This is a genomic window from Faecalibacterium sp. IP-3-29, from assembly GCF_023347335.1.
GTDB lineage: Bacteria > Bacillota > Clostridia > Oscillospirales > Ruminococcaceae > Faecalibacterium > Faecalibacterium duncaniae.
In genome coordinates this window covers 2066305-2084870 of record NZ_CP094471.1, presented here as the reverse complement: position 1 = coordinate 2084870, position 18566 = coordinate 2066305, and the positions used below count along the sequence as shown (strand labels likewise).

Below are 18566 nucleotides of genomic sequence, written 5' to 3'. Positions count from 1 at the left end.
CAGAAAAGTGTTGACAAAACCCGGAAAGATGCGTATAATATCTTTTGTCGCCAATGCTTCGGTAGGGAGGCAGAGGACGATATCCGGGTGTAGCGCAGTTTTGGTAGCGCGCTTGAATGGGGTTCAAGAGGCCGTGAGTTCGATTCTCGCCACTCGGACCAGATGATTCCCAGTCGAACAACTGTTCGGCTGGGAATTTTTTTGTTTTTCGGAAGCAGACGCTTCGGAAAGATTAAAATAAATAAGCATTTCCGTGTCTGTGATCTCGATGCGATTTACAAAGGTATCAATGATCCTGCGGTTATAATCCTCGGTACGTTCATTGGGAGAGATAAGGAACTGCTCCAACAGGAAAAGGATGCGCTCACGATCCAGAACGGGTGGATGAATTTCTTTCAGGGATTCCAACTGATAGTTGAGAGTGCTTTCCTGCTGCTCCAAGTCAGCAAGGCGGGCGGACAGACGAGAGCTGGCAGTACCGTTTTCAATGGATTCAATGATATTGTTGATTTTTCGGTGCACATCAGCCAGGTTTTGCTCTAACATTGCACGCTCTGGATCGGGCTGGTTGACATCTGCCTGCTGTGCAGCGGCAATAGCGTCGGCCAGATCTTCAAGAGTGTCTGGACGAAGGATATTTTCACAGATGGCATTGACCACAAGATTCTCGGCAACATCTTTTGGGATGTTTTTCTTTTTGCAGGTACCGCCATCAGCTTTATTCCCGCAAGCATAGTAATAGTAAACATCGTTGCGGCAGTTGTGGCCGGAGATGCCCCGCATCAGACTGTGGCAGCAACCGCAGAAAAGCTTGCCAGAGAGCAAGTAATCAGCATGGAAACTATGTGGTGCACGGTGCTGTTTATTGAGCGTGAGCATTTTCTGCGCCCTCTTCCATAAATCATCGTCGATGATGGCGGGGATTGCCCCATCAATACGGACATCGTAGGCTTTGCAGATATAAACACCATGATAGGCTTCATTCTGGATGATGCGAGGAATGCTGCATTTGTTGAAAGAATTGCCCTTACTGGTACGGAGCCCGGCAGCGTTCAGCTGCTCCACGATGGAAGCGCTGCTTTCTCCGGCCGCATAGTGCTCAAAGATGAATCGAATGGTCGGGGCGTTTTTCTCGTCGATAATAAATCGCTTGTGTTCATCCGTAGTAAGCCCCAGGGGGCGGCTGGGATTGATGGCTCTTCCTTTCAATGCGGATTCCCGCATACCACGCCGCATCTTTTGAGCCAACTCAGCGGAATAGTATTCGGCCAGGGATTCCATCAGACCTTCCAGAATAATGCCCTCGGGCCCTTCCACAGAGCTTTCGGCTGCATAAAGAATGCGAACTCCGTTATCCCGCAGTTTCTTTTTGTAGACCGCGCTATCATAGCGATTGCGGGCGAAGCGGTCTGTTTTCCAGCAAATCACGAGATCGAACAGATGCTTGCTGCTATCTGCGATCATCTGCTGAAAAGCCAGCCTGGATTCAACACCACGGCCCGAAATGTGCCGGTCAATGTATTCATGCACGATTGTCAAGCCATGCTGCCGGGCGTAGGCTTCGCAGTCCCGGCGCTGGCCCTCGATGCTCTGCTCGGTCTGCTGGGAACCGCCGCTGTAACGGTAGTAGGCAACCAGACGGTTCCCGGGAGATACTTTCTTTTTTCTTGCCATGATTGCTCCTTGTGCGCTGAGCAGGATCATGGTACAATGAAATTGCTCAGCAGGCGTGTTTTCTTATTCTATGATTGTTTCCTATTAGGAACGCTGTAAATACAAGGCTTTTCGGAGCCTACGAACTACAAAAAATAATATTTGATCTATCACATTACACAAAAAGCCGTCCGGCGTTCAAATCGGGCGGCTTTTTTGCGTGGATAGACCGGAAGGAGGCAAAAAAATAATTACAGAAATTTAACCTGCAAAATTGTGCAACTTTCACGAAAAGGAGGATAGTGAATGGCAGATGAAAAATTGAACACAGGCCCCGGTGAGGAGAAGCTCCCGGAGGCTCCCGCTCCTGTTACGGTTGACGAGCCCCAGGCTCCGGCTCCCGAACAAACTGCCGCTCCCACACCCCAGCAGGAGGGGCCTGCCCAGCCCGAGCCCGGTGATGTGGTGGTGTCCTTTGACAAAATCAATGAGCTGATGAATGAAAAGCGGCAGACAGCCCGGGCCGAGGTAGAAAAAGAGGAGGCGGCAAAAGAGCCGAAGGAGAAAACGCAGGAGGAACCTCCCACCGCTGGGGATGATGAACCTAAAAAGGCCCGTCGGGGCCGTCCCCCAAAAGAGGAAAAAGCGGAGCCTGCTGGCAAGGAGGCGGCGAAGCCCCGCAAGGGCCGCCCACCCAAGGCGGATAAGGCGGCCCCCGGCGAGGCCACGCCGACTAAGCGAGACAAATTGTCCCGAAGTGGGAAAAAGACTGCGGAGGTTAAAGCTGCCCCGGAACCCGAAAAGGCCCCACCCGAAAATGCGGCTCCGGCCCCGGAACAGGCTCCGCCTGAGCCAGCCGCTCCGCCCCGTCCTGTGGAGGAAGGAAAGCTGGTCTATCTGAAGCTTTCCGAAATGCATCCGTTCCACACATTCCGCCCCCACCCGTTTAAGGTGCGGGACGATGCCAAAATGCAGGAAACGGTAGCGTCCATCAAGGCAAACGGCGTAATGGTTCCCGGTCTTGCCCGCCCGGAAAAGGATGGCAAGGGTTATGAAATTGTGGCAGGCCATCGCCGCCATCATGGTTGTGAGCTGGCCGGGCTGGAGGAAATGCCCTTTATCGTCCGGGAAATGACTGACCACGAGGCGGTACAGGCTATGAAGGACAGCAACAAGCAGAGGGATCAGACGCTCCCCAGCGAACTGGCCGCCCTGCTGGAGCTGGAAGTGGAGGACATCAAGCACCAGGGCGGGCGGCTGAAAAATGTGGCCGAGGGCGATATTGGAAAACGCTCCGTTGAAATCGTGGGCGAGGCGCACGACATGAACTATAAAAAGGTCATGCGTTATCTGCGGCTGAACTCCCTTGTGCCGGAACTGCTGGACAAGGTGGACGATAAAAAAATGGGCTTTATGCCCGCTGTGGAGATTTCCTATATCCGCCCCAAAAACCAGCGGCTGATCGCTGTTTCCATTGACGGAGAACAGGCGTCCCCCTCTCTGGCCCAGGCGAAAAAGCTCCGGGAGCTGGACAAGGACGGGAAACTCAATGGTGATGTCATTGACGGCATCTTATCAGAAAAGAAAAAGGAGGATCGAGGCGTGATTATTTCTACCGCTGAACTGGAAAAGTATTTTGGCAAGGAGGCTACTCCCGCCAAAATGAAGGAGCAGATCATGACTTTGCTGGACGAGTGGAAAGAGAAACAGCCGCCCGAACTGGCGAAGGCTCCGAAAAAGATGGAGCAGGACAAGTAACCACTTCGAGACATTTTGTCCCGAGGGCCCTGCCCTCCGCATCATGGCTCTGGTGGTATATATCCCCCGTCGCCGCCTGTTTTTTCGTACAGCCGGGAGCGGGCTGTCAAGGGTGCATCGCACCGCCGTTTTACGGCGGCCTGCCCTTGACGGTCTGCCCCGGCTGTGCTATTTCCCCGGCAAGCGGCGGGGGTATATCCTCCAGAGCCGCCCCCTTTCCCATGATTGGGAAAGGGCGGGGGGATTGGGCTGAACTTACTTATTAAAATATCGGAGGTATTGACTATGAAGCGTCCCCTTGCATACATTACCGCCGCATGGTTGAGCGGCGACAGTGAAAACGCAGAACAGGCCGCCCGCTACTGCCGGGCGGTTTATGAGGCAGGCTTTTCCCCGATCTGCCCGTCCCTGTATCTGCCCCTGTTTCTCAATGACGCAGTACCCGAGGAGCATAAAAGCGGCATCGACATGGGGCGTGACCTGCTCCGCCGCTCCCATGTGCTGGTGGTCTGCGGCCACACCATGACCGAGGCCATGAAAAATGATATTGCCGTGGCCCAGCGGCTGGGAATTACCGCCACCACCCTTGAGGGCATCCTGACCGTCAAGGGACAGGGAAAACGCTGATGGAGTCTGTTTTTGAGGCTTTCATTTCAAATCCTGCCCTTTACAGTGCGGGGCATCTGGTGGGGGAAACGCTGCATTTCCCCACCAACACGGAGGAGGTGCAGTCCCTCTTAAAGCGGATCGGCGTGGACGGGGTGCGCTGCCAGGAATACTTTATTATCTCCTTTGACAGCGACATTCTCGGCCTTTATGACTATCTGGGCGAGTATGAAAACATTGACGAGCTCAACCATCTGGCCCATCTGCTGAAGGAGCTCTCCCCATCAGAACGGGAAACGCTGGAGGCGGTTATGGACAGCGGCCAGCATTGTGGCTCTGTGCAGGACTTGATCAACCTTACGCAAAACCTGGACTGCTACGACTTTCATCCCGGCGTGGACAATGAGGAAATGCTGGGCCGCCTTTATGTGGAGGATATGGAAAGTCTCGAAGTGCCGGACAATATAAAACCCTACTTTGACTTTGAAGCATACGGGCGGGACATTTCCATCAACGAAAACGGACACTTTGCACCGGGCGGCTATGTGACGAAGGTGAGTGACGATTTCCGGGAGGTCTACCACGGCCCCCAGGACATCCCCGCTGGACACAGGGTTTTTGCTTACCCCCAGCTTTCGATGCGGGAGCAGATGGCCGCTTATCAAGAAATTATTGACGGTTCCTCAAAGGAGGGGTTCCGGCGGCTGGCTGAAAAACACCATGAGGAACGGTAACGGGACTTCGAGACAATTTGTCCCAAGGCGAAAGGAGGCGGTGTAACTGATTGATGAAGAAATTTCCCGGAGCTCCATAGCGATTTCTGTCCGGGCCAGCAAACTGACAGCCCGGGGGCTGGCCTATGTGCTCCGGGCGGCGGGCCGCCAGATCGCCAAACGGCATAGGAAAGCCCAAAGGCCCCACGGCAGGCAGAGCGTGAAAAAGCTCATGGCTCACGGCGAAAATGTGAACAGCATCGAGGTGGAGGCCCCGAAGCTCTTTGACCGTATGGCCCGCCGTTTTAATGTGGACTATGCCTTTTACAAAACCGGGCCGGACAAATACCTGCTGTTTTTCAAGGCGGGACAGGCGGATGCAATTACCGCCTGTTTTGAGCGGTACTCCCGCAGGCTTCTGGAACAGTCAAAATCCAGCCGCATCCCCATCCGGGAACAACTCAAAAAAGCGGCGGAACAGCTTGTAAAGGAACCGCCCAAAACACAGGAACGGTCAAAGGAGGTGGTTCGTGAAGAACGATAGCATCAAAAAATACCTTATTCCCAACATCCCGTATCTGTTTGTCCTGTGGGCCTTTCTCAAGCTGGGGACGGCCTACCGTCTGGCGGCGGGTGCGGATTTTGCTCATAAGCTCATGGGGTTGGGCCAGACCATTGGCCCGGCCTTTGCCGACTTTGCCCCGGGGCTTGCTCCCTTTGACTGGCTCGTTGGCATTGTAGGGGCTGTGGCGTTCCGGGTGATGGTCTATGTGAAAAGCAAAAACGCCAAAAAATTTCGGCGGGATGAGGAGTATGGATCAGCCCGTTGGGGCTGTCCGAAAGATATAGCCCCTTTCGTAGATCCAAAGTTTGAAAACAACATCATTCTGACCGGGACGGAGTTCCTTACCATGAATACCCGGCCGAAAAATCCGGCCAACGCCCGCAACCTCAATGCCTGTGTGATCGGTTCGTCCGGCTCCGGCAAAACCCGGTTCTGGCTTACCCCGCAGATTTTGCAGGCCAGCGCAGACAAAAACGGCGGATGCAGCTATGTGTGTGTCGATCCCAAAGGAGGCGTTCTCGGGCAGGTGGGCCACTTCCTGCAAAAGCGTGGGTATCGGATCAAGGTGTTCAATTCCATTGATTTCACAAAATCCATGCACTATAACCCGCTGGCGTACATCCGCAACGAAGCCGACATCCTTAAATTTGTGGACGCTCTCATTTCCAACACTAAAGGCGAGGGCAAGGAAGGCGATCCGTTCTGGACAAAATCGGAAACCCTGCTTTACTGCGCCCTCATCGCCTATATCATTTTTGAGGGCCCCGCCGAGGATCGGAACATGAACACATTGGTTGACATGATTTCCGGGATGGAGGTCAAGGAGGATGACGAGGATTTTATGAACGCCGTGGACTATATGTTTGCGGGCTTGGAAAAACGAAAGCCGGATTGCTTTGCGGTCAAGCAGTATAAAAAGTACAAATTAGCCAGCGGCAAAACAGCGAAGTCGATCCTTATTTCCTGCGGTGCAAGGCTGGCTCCCTTTGACATCCCCCAGCTTCGGGAGGTCATGGCCTATGACGAGCTGGAGCTTGACCGCATCGGGGATCGAAAAACGGCGGTGTTCTTTATCATCTCGGACACTACGCAAACCTATAATTTCCTTGTGGCTCTGGCCTTTTCGCAGATGTTCAATCTGCTGTGCGAGAGGGCCGACAATGTTCACGGAGGCCGCCTGCCCCATCATGTACGGGTGCTGTGGGACGAGGCCGCCAACACAGGGCAGGTTCCCCAGCTTGAAAAAATTGTGGCTGTCATCCGTTCCCGTGAAATCAGCTTGACGCTGTTCTATCAGCAGTTGGCTCAGTGTAAGGCGATTTACGATAAACACGCCGAAACCATTTTGGGAAATATGGACAGCGTGATATTTCTCGGAGGCCGGGAGGCCAGCACCATCAAGGAAATATCCGAGAACTGGCTGGGTAAGGCTACCATCTCCATGCAGACGGACAGCCGCTCCCGTGGCCAGTCGGAAAGCTACAGTCAAAATAACCAGCGGCTGGGCCGGGAGCTGATGACATCCAGCGAACTGGCGACCATGCCCGGGGATAAGTGCATTTTACAGCTTCGAGGCCTGCCCCCGTTCTATTCCCCGAAATACGATTTGAAAAAGCACCCGAACTACCGATATACGGCTGAAGCCGACAAAAAGAAAAACGCCTTTGATCTCGACAGGCTCATTAACCGCAAAAGGCGGCCCGGGCCGGACGAGCTGTGTGAGGTGTATGCCGTGGCTGTGCCGGACGATGGGCTCACAAGCGAGGACGAGGACATCCTCAATTATGATGACATCGACGATCCGGACGCCTTTGCATAAATAGGGCTTTGGGACAAAGTGTCCCGAAGTATGTAACCTGCCGCCAGAAATGGCGGCTTTTTTCATGGCCGGGAATACCCCGGAGAAAAGGAGGCTCTATGCAGTTTTTCACTTCCGCTATTGATACTTTGCAGACTCTTGTTGTAGCCCTCGGCGCTGGACTTGGCGTGTGGGGCGTTGTCAATCTGCTGGAGGGCTATGGATCGGACAACCCAGGTTCCAAGAGCCAGGGCATGAAGCAGCTCATGGCTGGCGGCGGCATCATCCTTTTGGGAACCACGCTGATCCCCCTGCTGTCTGGCTTGTTCTAAGGAGGGCTTATGGATTTTCTCACCGACTGGCTCACGAACTGGCTGAAAGAGCTGTTGATCAGCGGTATCATGGGGAACCTCGAAGGGCTCTTTGATACCGTCAATGCCAAAGTCGGAGAGATTGCGGTACAGGTAGGGACTACCCCGGCGGCATGGAACGCCGGGGTTTTCTCCCTCATCCGCCAGCTTTCCGAAACGGTGATCCTGCCGATTGCCGGATTGGTGCTGACCTTTGTTGCCACCTACGAGCTGATACAGATGCTTTTGGAAAAGAACAATATGCACGAGTTTGATGTGGCGAATATCTACAAATGGGTATTCAAAACCGCTTGTGCCATCCTCATTCTTTCCAACACCTTTAATATTGTCATGGCGGTGTTCGATGTGTCGCAGAGCGTGATTGCGGATGCGGCGGGGCTCATCCAAGGCTCCACCGACATTACGCCGGATATGCTGGCGGAGCTGGAAACCACGCTGGAGGGCATGGACTTGGGGCCGCTCCTTGGCCTGTGGCTCCAGTCCTCTGTGATCGGGCTGACCATGCAGATCATGGGGATCATCATTTTCGTTCTGGTGTACGGAAGAATGATTGAAATATATTTAATGACCAGTCTGGCCCCTCTCCCCGTTGCCACGCTTTCCAACCGGGAGCTGGGCGGCACAGGGCAGAACTACCTAAAATCCCTGTTCGCCGTGGGCTTTCAAGGGATGCTCATACTGGTCTGTGTTGCGATCTATGCGGTGCTCGTCCAGGGCATCGCCACAGGCGGCGATCCGATTGGAGCGATATGGGGAACCGTAGGCTATACGGTTCTTTTGTGCTTCATGCTGTTTAAGACAGGCGGCATCGCCCAGCGCATCTTCGGGGCGCATTAAACGGACGGACTTCGGGACAATTTGTCCCGAGGCCGGGAAAGGAGGAAATGATTTTGGATAAGGATGTCATATTAACCCCGGAACAGATCGCCGCCGAGGAGCGGCGCTGGCTGTTCGATGCGCCGATTGCGGAACTGGCCGAGGTAAAAGGCGTGACGGTGGACGAGGCTGTTAAGCTGCGGACGGACGCAATTTTGCAGGAGGCCGCTGTTCCCATCGAAGTCACGGTTCGCCCGATTGAGCCCCAGGGCAAGCTCATCGGCTTTGCCAGCGTCAACTATGGCAGTGTAGTGATTGACGATTTCAAGGTGGTGGATGGTAAGAACGGGATTTTCCTCGGGGCTCCCAGCAAACCCGATCCCACCAGCAGGACGGGCTACCGCTCCACAGTGCGGATCAATGACCGGGCCACCCAGGAGCGACTCAATGCGGCGGGAGCCCAGGCGTACCATTCAGCGGTGGAAAAGCTCATCGCCCGGGCCGAGGCAGTCCGCCCCACCCCGATCAAGGAGCAGATGGCACAGGCCGCAAGGGAGGCCGGGAAGGAAAATGCCGCCCGAACCGCCCCGGCAAAGAAAAAGGAGGCCCGGGATGACAGGTGATGTGACCTCGAGACAAATTGTCCCGAAGTCTCCAGCCTGCCCGGAGGGGCTGTTTTTGATGGACGGGATTGAAGGGCTGCGCTCTTTGCCGAAGCACTCGGTTGATATGCTCCTTACCGATCCGCCCTATGGCACTACCCGGAACTTTTGGGATGTGCCGCTCCCGCTCCCGGAGCTGTGGGAGGCGGTCAAGTGGGCGGTCAAGCCGGATGGCGCAGTGCTGTTTTTCGCACAATGTCCCTATGATAAGGTGCTGGGGGCATCCAACCTCTCTATGCTCCGCTATGAATGGGTGTGGTACAAAAGCAGGTGTACTGGCTTTCTCAATGCAAGGCGGGCTCCCTTAAAGCGGACGGAAAACATTCTGGTGTTTTATCAAAAATTGCCCTATTACGATCCGCAGTTTGAACAGGGCAAGCCCTATAAGAAAATTTCCCGGACAGGGGACAACAGCCCCAACTATGGAAAATTCCTGCGTTCCAGCAGCGGATCAGAGGATGGCCTTCGTTTCCCCGGAAACCTGCTGGCCTTTTCTTCCGTACAGCGTACCGTCCACCCCACGCAGAAACCCGTGGAACTGTGCGAGTATCTCATCAGAACCTATACCCGGCCCGGGGAGGTGGTGGCAGACATCTGCGCTGGTTCCGGCACGACTGCTGTGGCTGCTGCCAATACGGGCCGCCGCTTTGTATGCTTTGAAACCGCCCCGGCCTTTTACGCCCCAGCTACAGAACGCATCCGGCTGGCTACTGAGGCGGTCAAAGCCGGGCAGAAAGGAGTATGACTATCGGAAACTATTCTATCATTTACGCCGATCCCCCTTGGCAGTACCAGCGCAGTAAGGTACAGGGGGCGGCAGAAAACCATTATCCCACAATGGGGATTGACGAGCTGTGTGCGCTCCCGGTGGCTGATCTGGCCGCCCCGGACAGCGCACTTTTTTTGTGGGCGACTTTCCCCCAGCTTCCGGAGGCCCTGCGGCTCATAGAGGCGTGGGGTTTCTGCTATAAGTCGGTGGCCTTTGTCTGGCTGAAAAAGAATAAAAAGGCGGACAGTTGGTTTTATGGCCTTGGCTTCTGGACGAGGGGAAATGCGGAGATCTGCCTGCTGGCTACCAGGGGCCATCCCAAACGGCAGGCGGCAAATATCCATCAGTTTATCATTTCCCCGATTGAAGCCCACAGCAAAAAGCCGGACGAGGCCCGGGAAAAGATCGTGGCCCTTATGGGCGACCTGCCCCGGGTGGAGCTCTTTGCCAGACAGTCCCCGCCCGGCTGGGAGGTGTGGGGAAATGAAGTGAAAAGCACGATCCCGGACTTTGGGACAAAGTGTCCCGAGGTTAAAGGGGCCGGAAAGGAGGCTGATCCATGCCCTATGTGAATGTACCCAACGACCTGTCAAAAGTAAAAACCAAAATGGCCCTAAACCTTACCAAGCGCCAGCTCATCTGTTTTGGCTGTGCGGCGGCGGTAGGCATCCCGTCCTATCTGCTGGCCCGGGGCTCTATAGGTAATACCGGGGCCATGTTCCTTATGCTGGCCGTGATGCTCCCGGCGTTTCTTCTGGCCATGTATGAAAAAGACGGGCTCCCGGCGGAAAAGGTGCTGAAAAACATCATACGGGCCCGGTTTTTGCGGCCCGGAGTCAGGCCCTATCAGACACAAAACATTTACGCCCCCTTTGCCGGACGGGGCGCTGTGAGAAAGGAGGATGCGATTGCGAAAGGCAAATCAAACCAGCGGAAGAAAAACCGCAAAGGCTAAAAACCGGGCGGCCCTGTCCGCCCAGCAGACGATCCCCTATGTGGCGATGCACCCGGACGGGGTATGCAAGCTCCCCGGCGGGCTCTACACAAAGACCGTGGAATATGAGGACATCAATTATTCCGTGGCATCCACCGAGGATCAGACTGCAATCTTTGGCGGCTGGAGCTCATTCCTCAACTACTTTGACAGCTCCCTGCCGTTCCAGCTTTCCTTTATCAACCGCCGCTCCCACTCCCGGAGCCGCTATAAGGTAAACATTCCCCAGGCGGATGATAATTTTAACAGCGTCCGGGAGGAATTTACCGGGATGCTGAAAAACCAGATCGCCCGGTCTAACAATGGGATTGAACGCTCCAAGTACATTACTTTCGGCATCCCAGCCGGAGGGATCGTGGAGGCCCGGCCCCGTCTGGAGCGTGTGGAGGCCGATGTGATGGGCAACTTTAAGCGGCTGGGCGTTCCCTGTGAACCGATGGACGGGCGGGCAAGGCTGGCCCTGCTTCACAGCCAGATGCATCCGGGCAACCGGGAACCGTTCCGCTTTTCATGGAAGGACATCCCGCAGACGGGGCTCGGCACCAAGGACTATATCGCCCCGGACAGCTTTGACTTCCGGCACTCCCGCCTGTTCCGGGTGGGCCAGTATTGGGGCGCTGTTTCCTACTTGCAGATTTTAGCGTCTGAGCTCTCGGATAAACTGCTGGCGGAAATTCTGGAGCTGGATGCGGAAATGACCGTAACCCTCCATATCCAGACGGTGGATCAGCTAAAGGCTATCAAAACCATCAAGGGAAAAATCTCCGACATCGGAAAAATGAAGGTGGAGGAACAGCGGAAGGCTGTCCGGGCCGGGTACGATCCCGACATTCTCCCGCCCGACCTCATTACCTTTTCCAAGGATGCGGCGGAGCTTCTTGCTGACCTCCAGTCCCGTAACGAGAGGATGTTCCTTTTGACTTTTACGGTAGTCAATATGGCCCCTACCCGCCAGCGGCTGGAAAACGATGTGTTTACCGTGGGCGGCATCGCACAGAAATACAACTGCGCCCTCAAGCGGCTGGACTGGCAACAGGAGCAGGGCTTTGTGTCCTCGCTGGCCCTCGGCTACAACGAAGTGGAGATCCAGCGTGGTATGACAACCAGCTCCACGGCCATCTTCATCCCCTTTATGACAAGGGAGCTGCGGATGGACGGGCAGGCCCTCTACTATGGCATGAACGCCCTTTCCCACAATGTCATTATGGCTGACCGTAAAAAGCTGAAGTCGGCCAACGGAATGTACCTCGGCTCTACTGGCTCGGGAAAATCCTTTGCGGCAAAGCGGGAACTGCTCAATGTCTTTCTGACCATTCCCCAGGATCGGATTATCATTGTTGATCCGATGGGTGAATATGCCCCGCTGGTTCGCAGGTTGGGCGGACAGGTGATCGAGATTGCCCCGGACAGCCCCCACCACCTAAACCCGATGGATGTGGAGCTTAACATGGCCGCCGGGGAGAGCCCTCTTTCCATGAAGGCGGATTTTCTGCTTTCCCTGTGCGAGCTGGTGGTAGGCGGAAAGGAAGGCTTACAGCCCATCGAAAAGACAGTTGTTGACCGCTGTGTGCGGCTGGTGTACCGGGAACAGGCCCTTGGGCTTGATACGGGAAAAACCCCGCTTTTGCAGGACTTGTACGAGGAGCTCTTGAAACAGCCGGAGCCCGAGGCCCGGCGTGTGGCAACTGCCCTTGAGCTCTACTGCACCGGCTCCCTCAACCTGTTTAACCATCCCACGAATGTGAAAACCGACAGCCGGGTGGTGTGTATCGTGCTGAAAAACATGGGAGAAAACCTCCGCAAGATCGCCATGCATATCACAAATGAATTTGTGTCCCAGGCGGTAGATACCAACTTCCGGGAGGGCGTGGCGACATGGTGCTATTTCGATGAGTTCCATGTCCTGCTCCGTGATCCGCTGACCGCCAGCTATTTTGTGGCGGTGTGGAAAATGCTGAGAAAAAAAGGCTGCGTTCCCAGCGCCCTCACGCAGAATGTGAAAGACCTTCTGGCCAGCCGGGAGATCGAGAACATTCTGGACAACACCGACTTTATGATTTTGCTCTCGCAGGCTCAGAGTGACCGGGCGATTTTGGCAAGACAGCTTGGTATTTCCGAGCACCAGCTTTCCTACATTACCCACTCTAATTCCGGCGAGGGCCTGCTGTTTTACGGGAATGTGACCATCCCGTTTGTAGATCGGTTCCCGAAGGGGGAAATCTATGACCTCTTAACCACCCGACCGGAGGATATGAAGAATGAAGCGAAAACCGAATAAACCACACCCGGAGGCCCAAACGCATACGGAACCCGTAAACGGGGCTGCCGAGCCCGGCGGCTCTGCTTTTGGGGCTGGCTCTGAACAGGAGCCCGGGGCGTCTGACACTTCGGGACAAAGTGTCCCAAAGTCAAAATTCCGGCAGAAAAGCCAGCAGGAACAAGCGGCGGCATCCAAGCTCCGCATGGAAAAGCGGGGCGAAAAACGGGAGGCCGCCCAGGAAAAGCTGGCAAAGCAGAAGCCGCCCAAACAAAAAGGCCCGATCCGTAAGGCGGCGGGGGCCGCCGGATGGGGCGTTCACGGCTTTGTGCATGGCAAGCTCTACGAGGTGGAGCAGGAAAATGTAGGAACCGAAGGGGCCCACCGCTCGGAGCTTGCCGGGGAGGTTGTCCTACGGCATGGCTCCCGGTTTGTAAAACGCAAAGTCCGGGAGCATCCGGCAAGGGCGGCCAGCCGGGCCGAGGCCAGGTATCAGAAAGCGGCGGCGGATTATCATTTCCACACCGCCGCACAGGAGCACCCGGAGCTTTCCAAAAACTATTTTACCCGGTACTGGCAGAAACAGCGGCTTAGAAGGCAATACCAAAAGCGGTCGAAGGAGGCCGCAAAACAGAGCGCAAAAGCCGCCGGGAAAACCGCCGCCGCCACGGAAAAGCTGACAGCCCGGGCCGCCGGGTTTGTGAAGCGCCATCCAGTCGGATGCCTGCTGGCACTGGCCTGTGTCCTTGTGATCGTCCTGCTCCAGTCCTGTTCGTCCTCGCTGGTGTCCATCGGCAACGCCGGAGCCGGGGCGCTGGGGGCCACCACTTACCCCTCTGCGGATGAGGCGATTTTAGGGACGGAGGCGGCTTATGCCGGGCTGGAGGCAGAACTGCAAACCTACCTTGATACCTACGAAAGCACCCACGATTATGACGAGTACCACTTCGATCTGGACGAGATCGAACACGATCCCTATGTGCTCGTTTCCCTACTGTCGGCGCTTCACGAGGGGGAATGGACGCTTGCCCAGGTGGATGGCTCCCTGCAAATGCTCTTTGACCAGCAGTATATTCTGACGGAGCGTGTGGAGGTGGAGACACGCTATGACAGCGACGATGAACCCTATTCGTGGTACATCTGCTATGTGACGCTGGAAAATAAGAACCTGTCCCACCTGCCTGTTTCCCTGTTGAGCGAGGAACAGATGTCCCGGTACTCCATCTATATGTCCACCCTCGGCAATCGTCCCGACCTGTTTCCCGACTCCCCCTATGTGGACAAATACATTACCAACCCGCCGGAGGGCTATGAGGTTCCGGGGGAATATCTGGACAATGAAACATTCGCCGCTATTTTCTCAGAGGCAGAGAAATACATCGGCTATCCCTATGTGTGGGGCGGCTCCAGCCCGTCTACATCTTTTGACTGCTCCGGCTATGTGTCATGGGTGATCAATCATTCCGGCTGGAATGTGGGCCGCCTTGGGGCGCAGGGGCTTTACAACATCTGTACCCCGACCAGCTCCCCAAGGCCCGGCGACCTTGTGTTTTTCAAGGGAACCTATGATACCCCGGGCGTGAGCCACTGTGGGATTTATGTAGGCGATGGGCGGATGCTCCATTGTGGCGATCCCATCGGATATGCAAACTTAAATACAAGCTACTGGCAGTCTCATTTTTACGCCTACGGGCGTTTACCATGATTGGAGGTCATTTATGGCAACAGCAAAAAGCATGAAAATCCAGGCCGAGATTGATAAGGTCAAGGCCAAAATCAGCGAACAGCAGGCCCGGCTCAAGGAGCTGGAGCAGAAAAAGCTGGAGGCGGAAAACAGCGAGATCGTGGACATTGTGCGTGGCATGAGCATCCCTCTTGCGGAGCTGCCCCTGCTGTTTGAAAAGCTGAAAGGCGGCGGGTCTTTGGGACAAAGTGTCCCGAAGTCCGATGATGAGGAAAAGGAGGAAAACTGAATATGAAACGGTTTCGAGTTTTGACAGCGGCGCTTTGTGCCGCTGTTTTGTTATGCGGCCTTAGCGTTCCCGCCTATGCCTACGCAGGCGGCGGCGAGGGCGAGGACTACGGCGATCCCACAATGGAAACCCCGGCCCCGGAGCCGACTATTACGCCGGGCGAGGGCTTTTCCGAGGAGGGAAACCTTGTAACCCGTGATCTGCTCTATGACGAGCACACCAACAAGCAGTTTATTACCGTCCAGACCAGCGGCGGCAATACCTTTTACATTGTCATTGATTATGACAAGCCTGTGGACGAGGAAGGCGAACAGTATGAAACCTACTTTTTCAGCATTGTGGATGAGGGGGATCTGCTGGCCGCAGCCGAGGCCGCTGGCGTGGAACAGGCGGTCTGCTCCTGTCCGGAGAAATGTGCGGCGGGGGCTGTCAATACCGACTGCCCGGTATGCTCTGTCAATATGGGGAAATGCGTAGGTGCAGAGCCGGAACCCGAGCCTACCCCGGAGCCTGAGCCGGAACCCGAGAAGCCGGGCAACGCCGGGATGCTCCTTTTAGTGCTGGCTGTCATGGGCATCGGCGGCGGGGCCGCATGGTATTTCAAGATTTACCGTCCGAAACACCAGCAGGCTGACCAGCCCGAGGAGGACGATGGCGGAGAGTACCCGGACTATGACGAGTTTGAAGATGACGCCCCCCCGTGGGACGAGGAGGACGAAACCGAAGAAAAGGAGGAAATCAGATGAATTTTACCAGCAGTCCCTTTGAACGAATGATGAAAGAAAAACCCCGTCCCCAGGCTCCCGCCGAGAACAGGCCGCCCAGGGGCTCCGCCTGTTATGCCTGCTGTTACTGGCGGGGGATCGCCTGTGTGTCCTGTTACAAGGAGCTTTTGAAGGCCGGGGCTGGCGGGAGGTGATGGATTGTCCCGTGAACTGACACGCAAGGAAAAGACAGCGATCCGCTCTCTTGTGGTAACATGGTGCGCCAACTATGACCGGGAATACGGATGCCTGCCGCTGGATAGCAATTGCTATATGCTGGGTAAATGCTGGACGGGATCATACTGCCGCTATTTCCGGGAGTCCGTCCTGCCCCTTGATCCGGCGCTGGAAGTGGCCCTTATGAGCGAGGGCCCAAGGCCGGATTTTAAGATATGCCCGGTATGCGGCGGGCCTGTTCCCCCGGACAGGCGGCAGGCGTACTGCTCGGCGGCCTGTGCAAAGAAAGCCCACCGCCGCCAGCAACGGGAATATATGCGGAAAAAGCGGGGTGCATCCGTTGACAATTAGGGCCTGCAAAATCCGCTTATAGCAAGGCTTTCCGGGGCCATTTCGTTGGCCTGCCGTATCATTCTACGGTATGGCCCCGTTTGCCCTGATGCTGTCAACATCCATACAGCGGGACTTTGGGACAATTTGTCCCGAAGTACCCGCTTTCTGAGAGGAGGAATTATGCCGAAATATTACCCCATCAATGAGGAGGCCGCCCGGCGTGCCAAAAACGCCAACAGCTTTTCCGACTATGTTCCCGGCTCCGCCACCGCCGCTTACCGTGAAATGGTGGATCGGGCCTATACCCTCGGGAAACAGCAGAAAGGGCGTGTCGATCCCATGTACCACGAAAAGATTGACGGGCTCATAGACCGCTATGCCCGCAAGCTGGCGGAGAACATCAACCAGTGCAATCTCATAGATGCCCGTGTACCCTCGTTCCTCATCGCCGGAGGCTCCAACTTCCCGGTGCGGAAAAAGGAAAAGCAGAACGCCGCCCGGGATAAGAATATGGGCGAATATATGCAGATCGAGGGCCTGCTGGATAAGGTGCGCTCAACAGGTATGGGCGGGATCAGCGCAGACGATGACCGGGCCGTGGAAAAGCTGGAGGCGAAGCTGGCAGGGCTGGAGGCCATGCAGGAGGAAATGAAAACCGTCAATGCCTACTACCGCAAGCATAAAACGCTGGAGGGCTGTCCCGTCCTGTCCGCCGAGGAAATTGGAAAGCTCCAGTCCTCTATGGCATCCGACTGGCGCAAAAATCCCGTACCCTATCCGTCCTATCTGCTTACCAACAACAACGCCAACATCCGCCGCACACGCCAGCGCATTGAGGATTTGAAAAGCCAGTCGGAATGTGCGGGCTGGGCCTTTCCCGGGGGACGGGCGGAAATCAACGAAGGAGAAAAACGCTTGCAGCTCTTTTTTGAGGAAAAGCCATCGGAGGAACAGCGGCGGGAACTGAAAAGCAACGGTTTTAAGTGGGCTCCCAGCCAGGGAGCATGGCAGAGACAGCTTACGAAAAATGCCATCTATGCGGCGGGCCGGATGGAATTTTTGCGCCCGGAGGATGGGCAGAGCCCTTACCAGCTCCAGCCCTTTGCCCGGAAAACGGAAAAGGATATGACACGATGAAGGAGGTGTATTTGTGGACAAAAATCAAGGCTATTCCATTTTGAAGGCTGTGATGCTGGAAAATGGCAGGGGCTTTGCGCTGGGGCATCATCCCACAGCTCCATCCCCCTATGTCACATGGGCCTGTTACGATGATAAGAACGGCCAGCGGCAGTATGAATGGGGACATTACGGCAACGATCTGGCCGCTATGGAACAGGATTTTTCAGACCGGGTAAAGGACTATCAGCGGCTTTACTATGTGGGGATCGTGCAGACCGAGGCCCCCGGCCTTTACAAATATTACTCTACCCAGCGGCCTGTGGACATCGGGACATTCCCCAAACCGCCCCACAATGCCCCGGATGAGATCGTCAACTATGACCGCCGCATCCCGGTGGGGGGCGGCGCATTTCTGGCATGGGGGCATCTGACTTATACAAGACCGCTGACCGAAAAGGAGGCGTCTGACTATGAGCTCCGTCCTGCCCCCGTCATTTCTGAATTATCCCGAAAAAACGATGACAGGCCCCTCTCGATTGCCCAGCAGATGAAAGAGGCCGGAGCTCTGGCCGAAGCCAGCCAGGGCGATCCCATCCATAAGAAAAAGGCCCCCGACCGGGGTGACCGATAGGAGGATTTGTATGGAAGAAAGATATAACCCGATGAAAAGTGCGGAGATCGCCACCGAGCACAATTACAATATGCTGGACGGTGTTCTCAATAACCAGGCCCCACCCCCGGAGGAAAAGGAGCTGGATAAGGTTAAGGAACCGCCCCACAAGCGCCGGAGCCGGGAACGGGAGGAACGATGACAAAGAAACGCCGCCGCCCGATCCATCTCCATGTGATGGTGTCCGAGGAGGAGCAGGCCCTTATTCAACAACGCATGGCCGAGTCGGGCATCCGCAATATGGGGGCCTATATGCGGAAAATGGCCCTCAATGGCTATGTGCTCCATGTTGATCTCTCGCCCGTCCGGGAGTTGGTATCGCTCCAGCGGCGGTGCTCAAACAACCTCAATCAAGTGGCGATCCAGGCCAACACCTACGGCGGGATTTACCCCGAGGAGATCGCCGCTTTGCAACGGGACTATGCCGCCCTGTGGGGGCCGCTGTCCGATCTGCTGAAAAAGCTCTCCGCATTGGTGGAGCTCTGATCCTGCCGGGGAGTGGCGTATGCCGCTCCCCGGTTTTCACTACTTCGGGACAATTTGTCCCGAGGTGCTGAAAGCCGGAGGC

Annotated in this window: 21 protein-coding genes and 1 tRNA gene; 21 read left to right on the top strand and 1 reads right to left on the bottom strand. The window is 55.6% G+C overall.

Features of this window, described 5'->3' with window-relative positions; translation table 11 throughout:
• Positions 1-83: 83 nt before the first annotated feature.
• Positions 84-161, top strand: a tRNA-Pro gene (locus tag MTP40_RS10010).
• Here MTP40_RS10010 and MTP40_RS10005 read toward each other — a convergent pair.
• Entirely contained in the window at positions 124-1674 is a 1551-nt protein-coding gene (locus tag MTP40_RS10005; protein ID WP_249259306.1) for a recombinase family protein, read from the bottom strand. The two genes, MTP40_RS10010 and MTP40_RS10005, sit on opposite strands and share 38 nt — an antisense overlap.
• Before the next feature lie 285 nt (positions 1675-1959).
• Between MTP40_RS10005 and MTP40_RS10000 the strand changes: the two genes are divergently transcribed.
• From MTP40_RS10000 to MTP40_RS09905, 20 genes are all read left to right on the top strand, one after another.
• Positions 1960-3411 carry a ParB/RepB/Spo0J family partition protein gene (locus MTP40_RS10000; RefSeq protein ID WP_249259305.1) on the top strand — a complete coding sequence of 484 codons (1452 nt, stop codon included), beginning with the start codon at positions 1960-1962 and terminating at the stop codon, positions 3409-3411.
• A 285-nt stretch (positions 3412-3696) separates the two neighbouring features.
• On the top strand, positions 3697-4038 hold the full coding sequence (locus MTP40_RS09995; RefSeq protein WP_249259304.1) for a DUF7768 domain-containing protein: 342 nt from the start codon (positions 3697-3699) through the stop codon (positions 4036-4038).
• Positions 4038-4751, top strand: coding sequence for an antirestriction protein ArdA (locus tag MTP40_RS09990; RefSeq protein WP_249259303.1), 714 nt, complete (start codon positions 4038-4040; stop codon positions 4749-4751). Before MTP40_RS09995 ends, MTP40_RS09990 begins: the two co-directional genes overlap by 1 nt.
• A gap of 127 nt (positions 4752-4878) precedes the next feature.
• A complete protein-coding gene (locus tag MTP40_RS09985) occupies positions 4879-5274 on the top strand; it encodes a PcfB family protein (RefSeq protein WP_249259302.1) in 396 nt (131 codons plus the stop codon).
• Positions 5261-7114 carry a VirD4-like conjugal transfer protein, CD1115 family gene (locus tag MTP40_RS09980; protein ID WP_249259301.1) on the top strand — a complete coding sequence of 618 codons (1854 nt, stop codon included), beginning with the start codon at positions 5261-5263 and terminating at the stop codon, positions 7112-7114. Before MTP40_RS09985 ends, MTP40_RS09980 begins: the two co-directional genes overlap by 14 nt.
• Before the next feature lie 98 nt (positions 7115-7212).
• On the top strand, positions 7213-7425 hold the full coding sequence (locus MTP40_RS09975; RefSeq protein ID WP_014080814.1) for a Maff2 family protein: 213 nt from the start codon (positions 7213-7215) through the stop codon (positions 7423-7425).
• Positions 7426-7434: 9 nt separating this feature from the next.
• Positions 7435-8301, top strand: a complete 867-nt coding sequence (locus MTP40_RS09970; RefSeq protein WP_249259300.1) for a VirB6/TrbL-like conjugal transfer protein, CD1112 family — start codon at positions 7435-7437, stop codon at positions 8299-8301.
• A 53-nt stretch (positions 8302-8354) separates the two neighbouring features.
• Complete coding sequence (locus MTP40_RS09965; protein ID WP_442900420.1) at positions 8355-8903, top strand: septation protein SpoVG family protein; 549 nt, start codon at positions 8355-8357, stop codon at positions 8901-8903.
• Positions 8893-9687: a DNA-methyltransferase gene (locus MTP40_RS09960; RefSeq protein ID WP_249259298.1), complete on the top strand. Its 795-nt coding sequence runs from the start codon at positions 8893-8895 to the stop codon at positions 9685-9687. The genes MTP40_RS09965 and MTP40_RS09960 overlap by 11 nt, the downstream gene beginning before the upstream one ends.
• Positions 9684-10283 carry an MT-A70 family methyltransferase gene (locus MTP40_RS09955; protein ID WP_249259297.1) on the top strand — a complete coding sequence of 200 codons (600 nt, stop codon included), beginning with the start codon at positions 9684-9686 and terminating at the stop codon, positions 10281-10283. The genes MTP40_RS09960 and MTP40_RS09955 overlap by 4 nt, the downstream gene beginning before the upstream one ends.
• Positions 10271-10666 carry a PrgI family protein gene (locus MTP40_RS09950; RefSeq protein ID WP_015560022.1) on the top strand — a complete coding sequence of 132 codons (396 nt, stop codon included), beginning with the start codon at positions 10271-10273 and terminating at the stop codon, positions 10664-10666. Before MTP40_RS09955 ends, MTP40_RS09950 begins: the two co-directional genes overlap by 13 nt.
• The gene (locus MTP40_RS09945) at positions 10614-12983 is read left to right on the top strand and encodes a VirB4-like conjugal transfer ATPase, CD1110 family (RefSeq protein WP_442900419.1); all 2370 of its coding nucleotides are present in this window, start codon (positions 10614-10616) and stop codon (positions 12981-12983) included. Before MTP40_RS09950 ends, MTP40_RS09945 begins: the two co-directional genes overlap by 53 nt.
• A complete protein-coding gene (locus tag MTP40_RS09940) occupies positions 12964-14667 on the top strand; it encodes a C40 family peptidase (protein ID WP_249259296.1) in 1704 nt (567 codons plus the stop codon). Before MTP40_RS09945 ends, MTP40_RS09940 begins: the two co-directional genes overlap by 20 nt.
• A gap of 13 nt (positions 14668-14680) precedes the next feature.
• A complete protein-coding gene (locus MTP40_RS09935; RefSeq protein WP_055246251.1) occupies positions 14681-14935 on the top strand; it encodes a DUF4315 family protein in 255 nt (84 codons plus the stop codon).
• Positions 14936-14937: 2 nt separating this feature from the next.
• A complete protein-coding gene (locus tag MTP40_RS09930; protein WP_249259295.1) occupies positions 14938-15681 on the top strand; it encodes a DUF4366 domain-containing protein in 744 nt (247 codons plus the stop codon).
• Positions 15682-15858: 177 nt separating this feature from the next.
• Entirely contained in the window at positions 15859-16227 is a 369-nt protein-coding gene (locus MTP40_RS09925; RefSeq protein ID WP_249259294.1) for a cysteine-rich VLP domain-containing protein, read from the top strand.
• 162 nt (positions 16228-16389) lie between these two features.
• Positions 16390-17346, top strand: coding sequence for a hypothetical protein (locus tag MTP40_RS09920; RefSeq protein WP_249259293.1), 957 nt, complete (start codon positions 16390-16392; stop codon positions 17344-17346).
• Positions 17347-17359: 13 nt separating this feature from the next.
• Complete coding sequence (locus MTP40_RS09915; RefSeq protein WP_249259292.1) at positions 17360-17959, top strand: hypothetical protein; 600 nt, start codon at positions 17360-17362, stop codon at positions 17957-17959.
• A gap of 10 nt (positions 17960-17969) precedes the next feature.
• Positions 17970-18140: a DUF4316 domain-containing protein gene (locus MTP40_RS09910; protein ID WP_005933602.1), complete on the top strand. Its 171-nt coding sequence runs from the start codon at positions 17970-17972 to the stop codon at positions 18138-18140.
• On the top strand, positions 18137-18484 hold the full coding sequence (locus MTP40_RS09905) for a plasmid mobilization protein (protein ID WP_148355534.1): 348 nt from the start codon (positions 18137-18139) through the stop codon (positions 18482-18484). Before MTP40_RS09910 ends, MTP40_RS09905 begins: the two co-directional genes overlap by 4 nt.
• Positions 18485-18566: the final 82 nt, after the last annotated feature.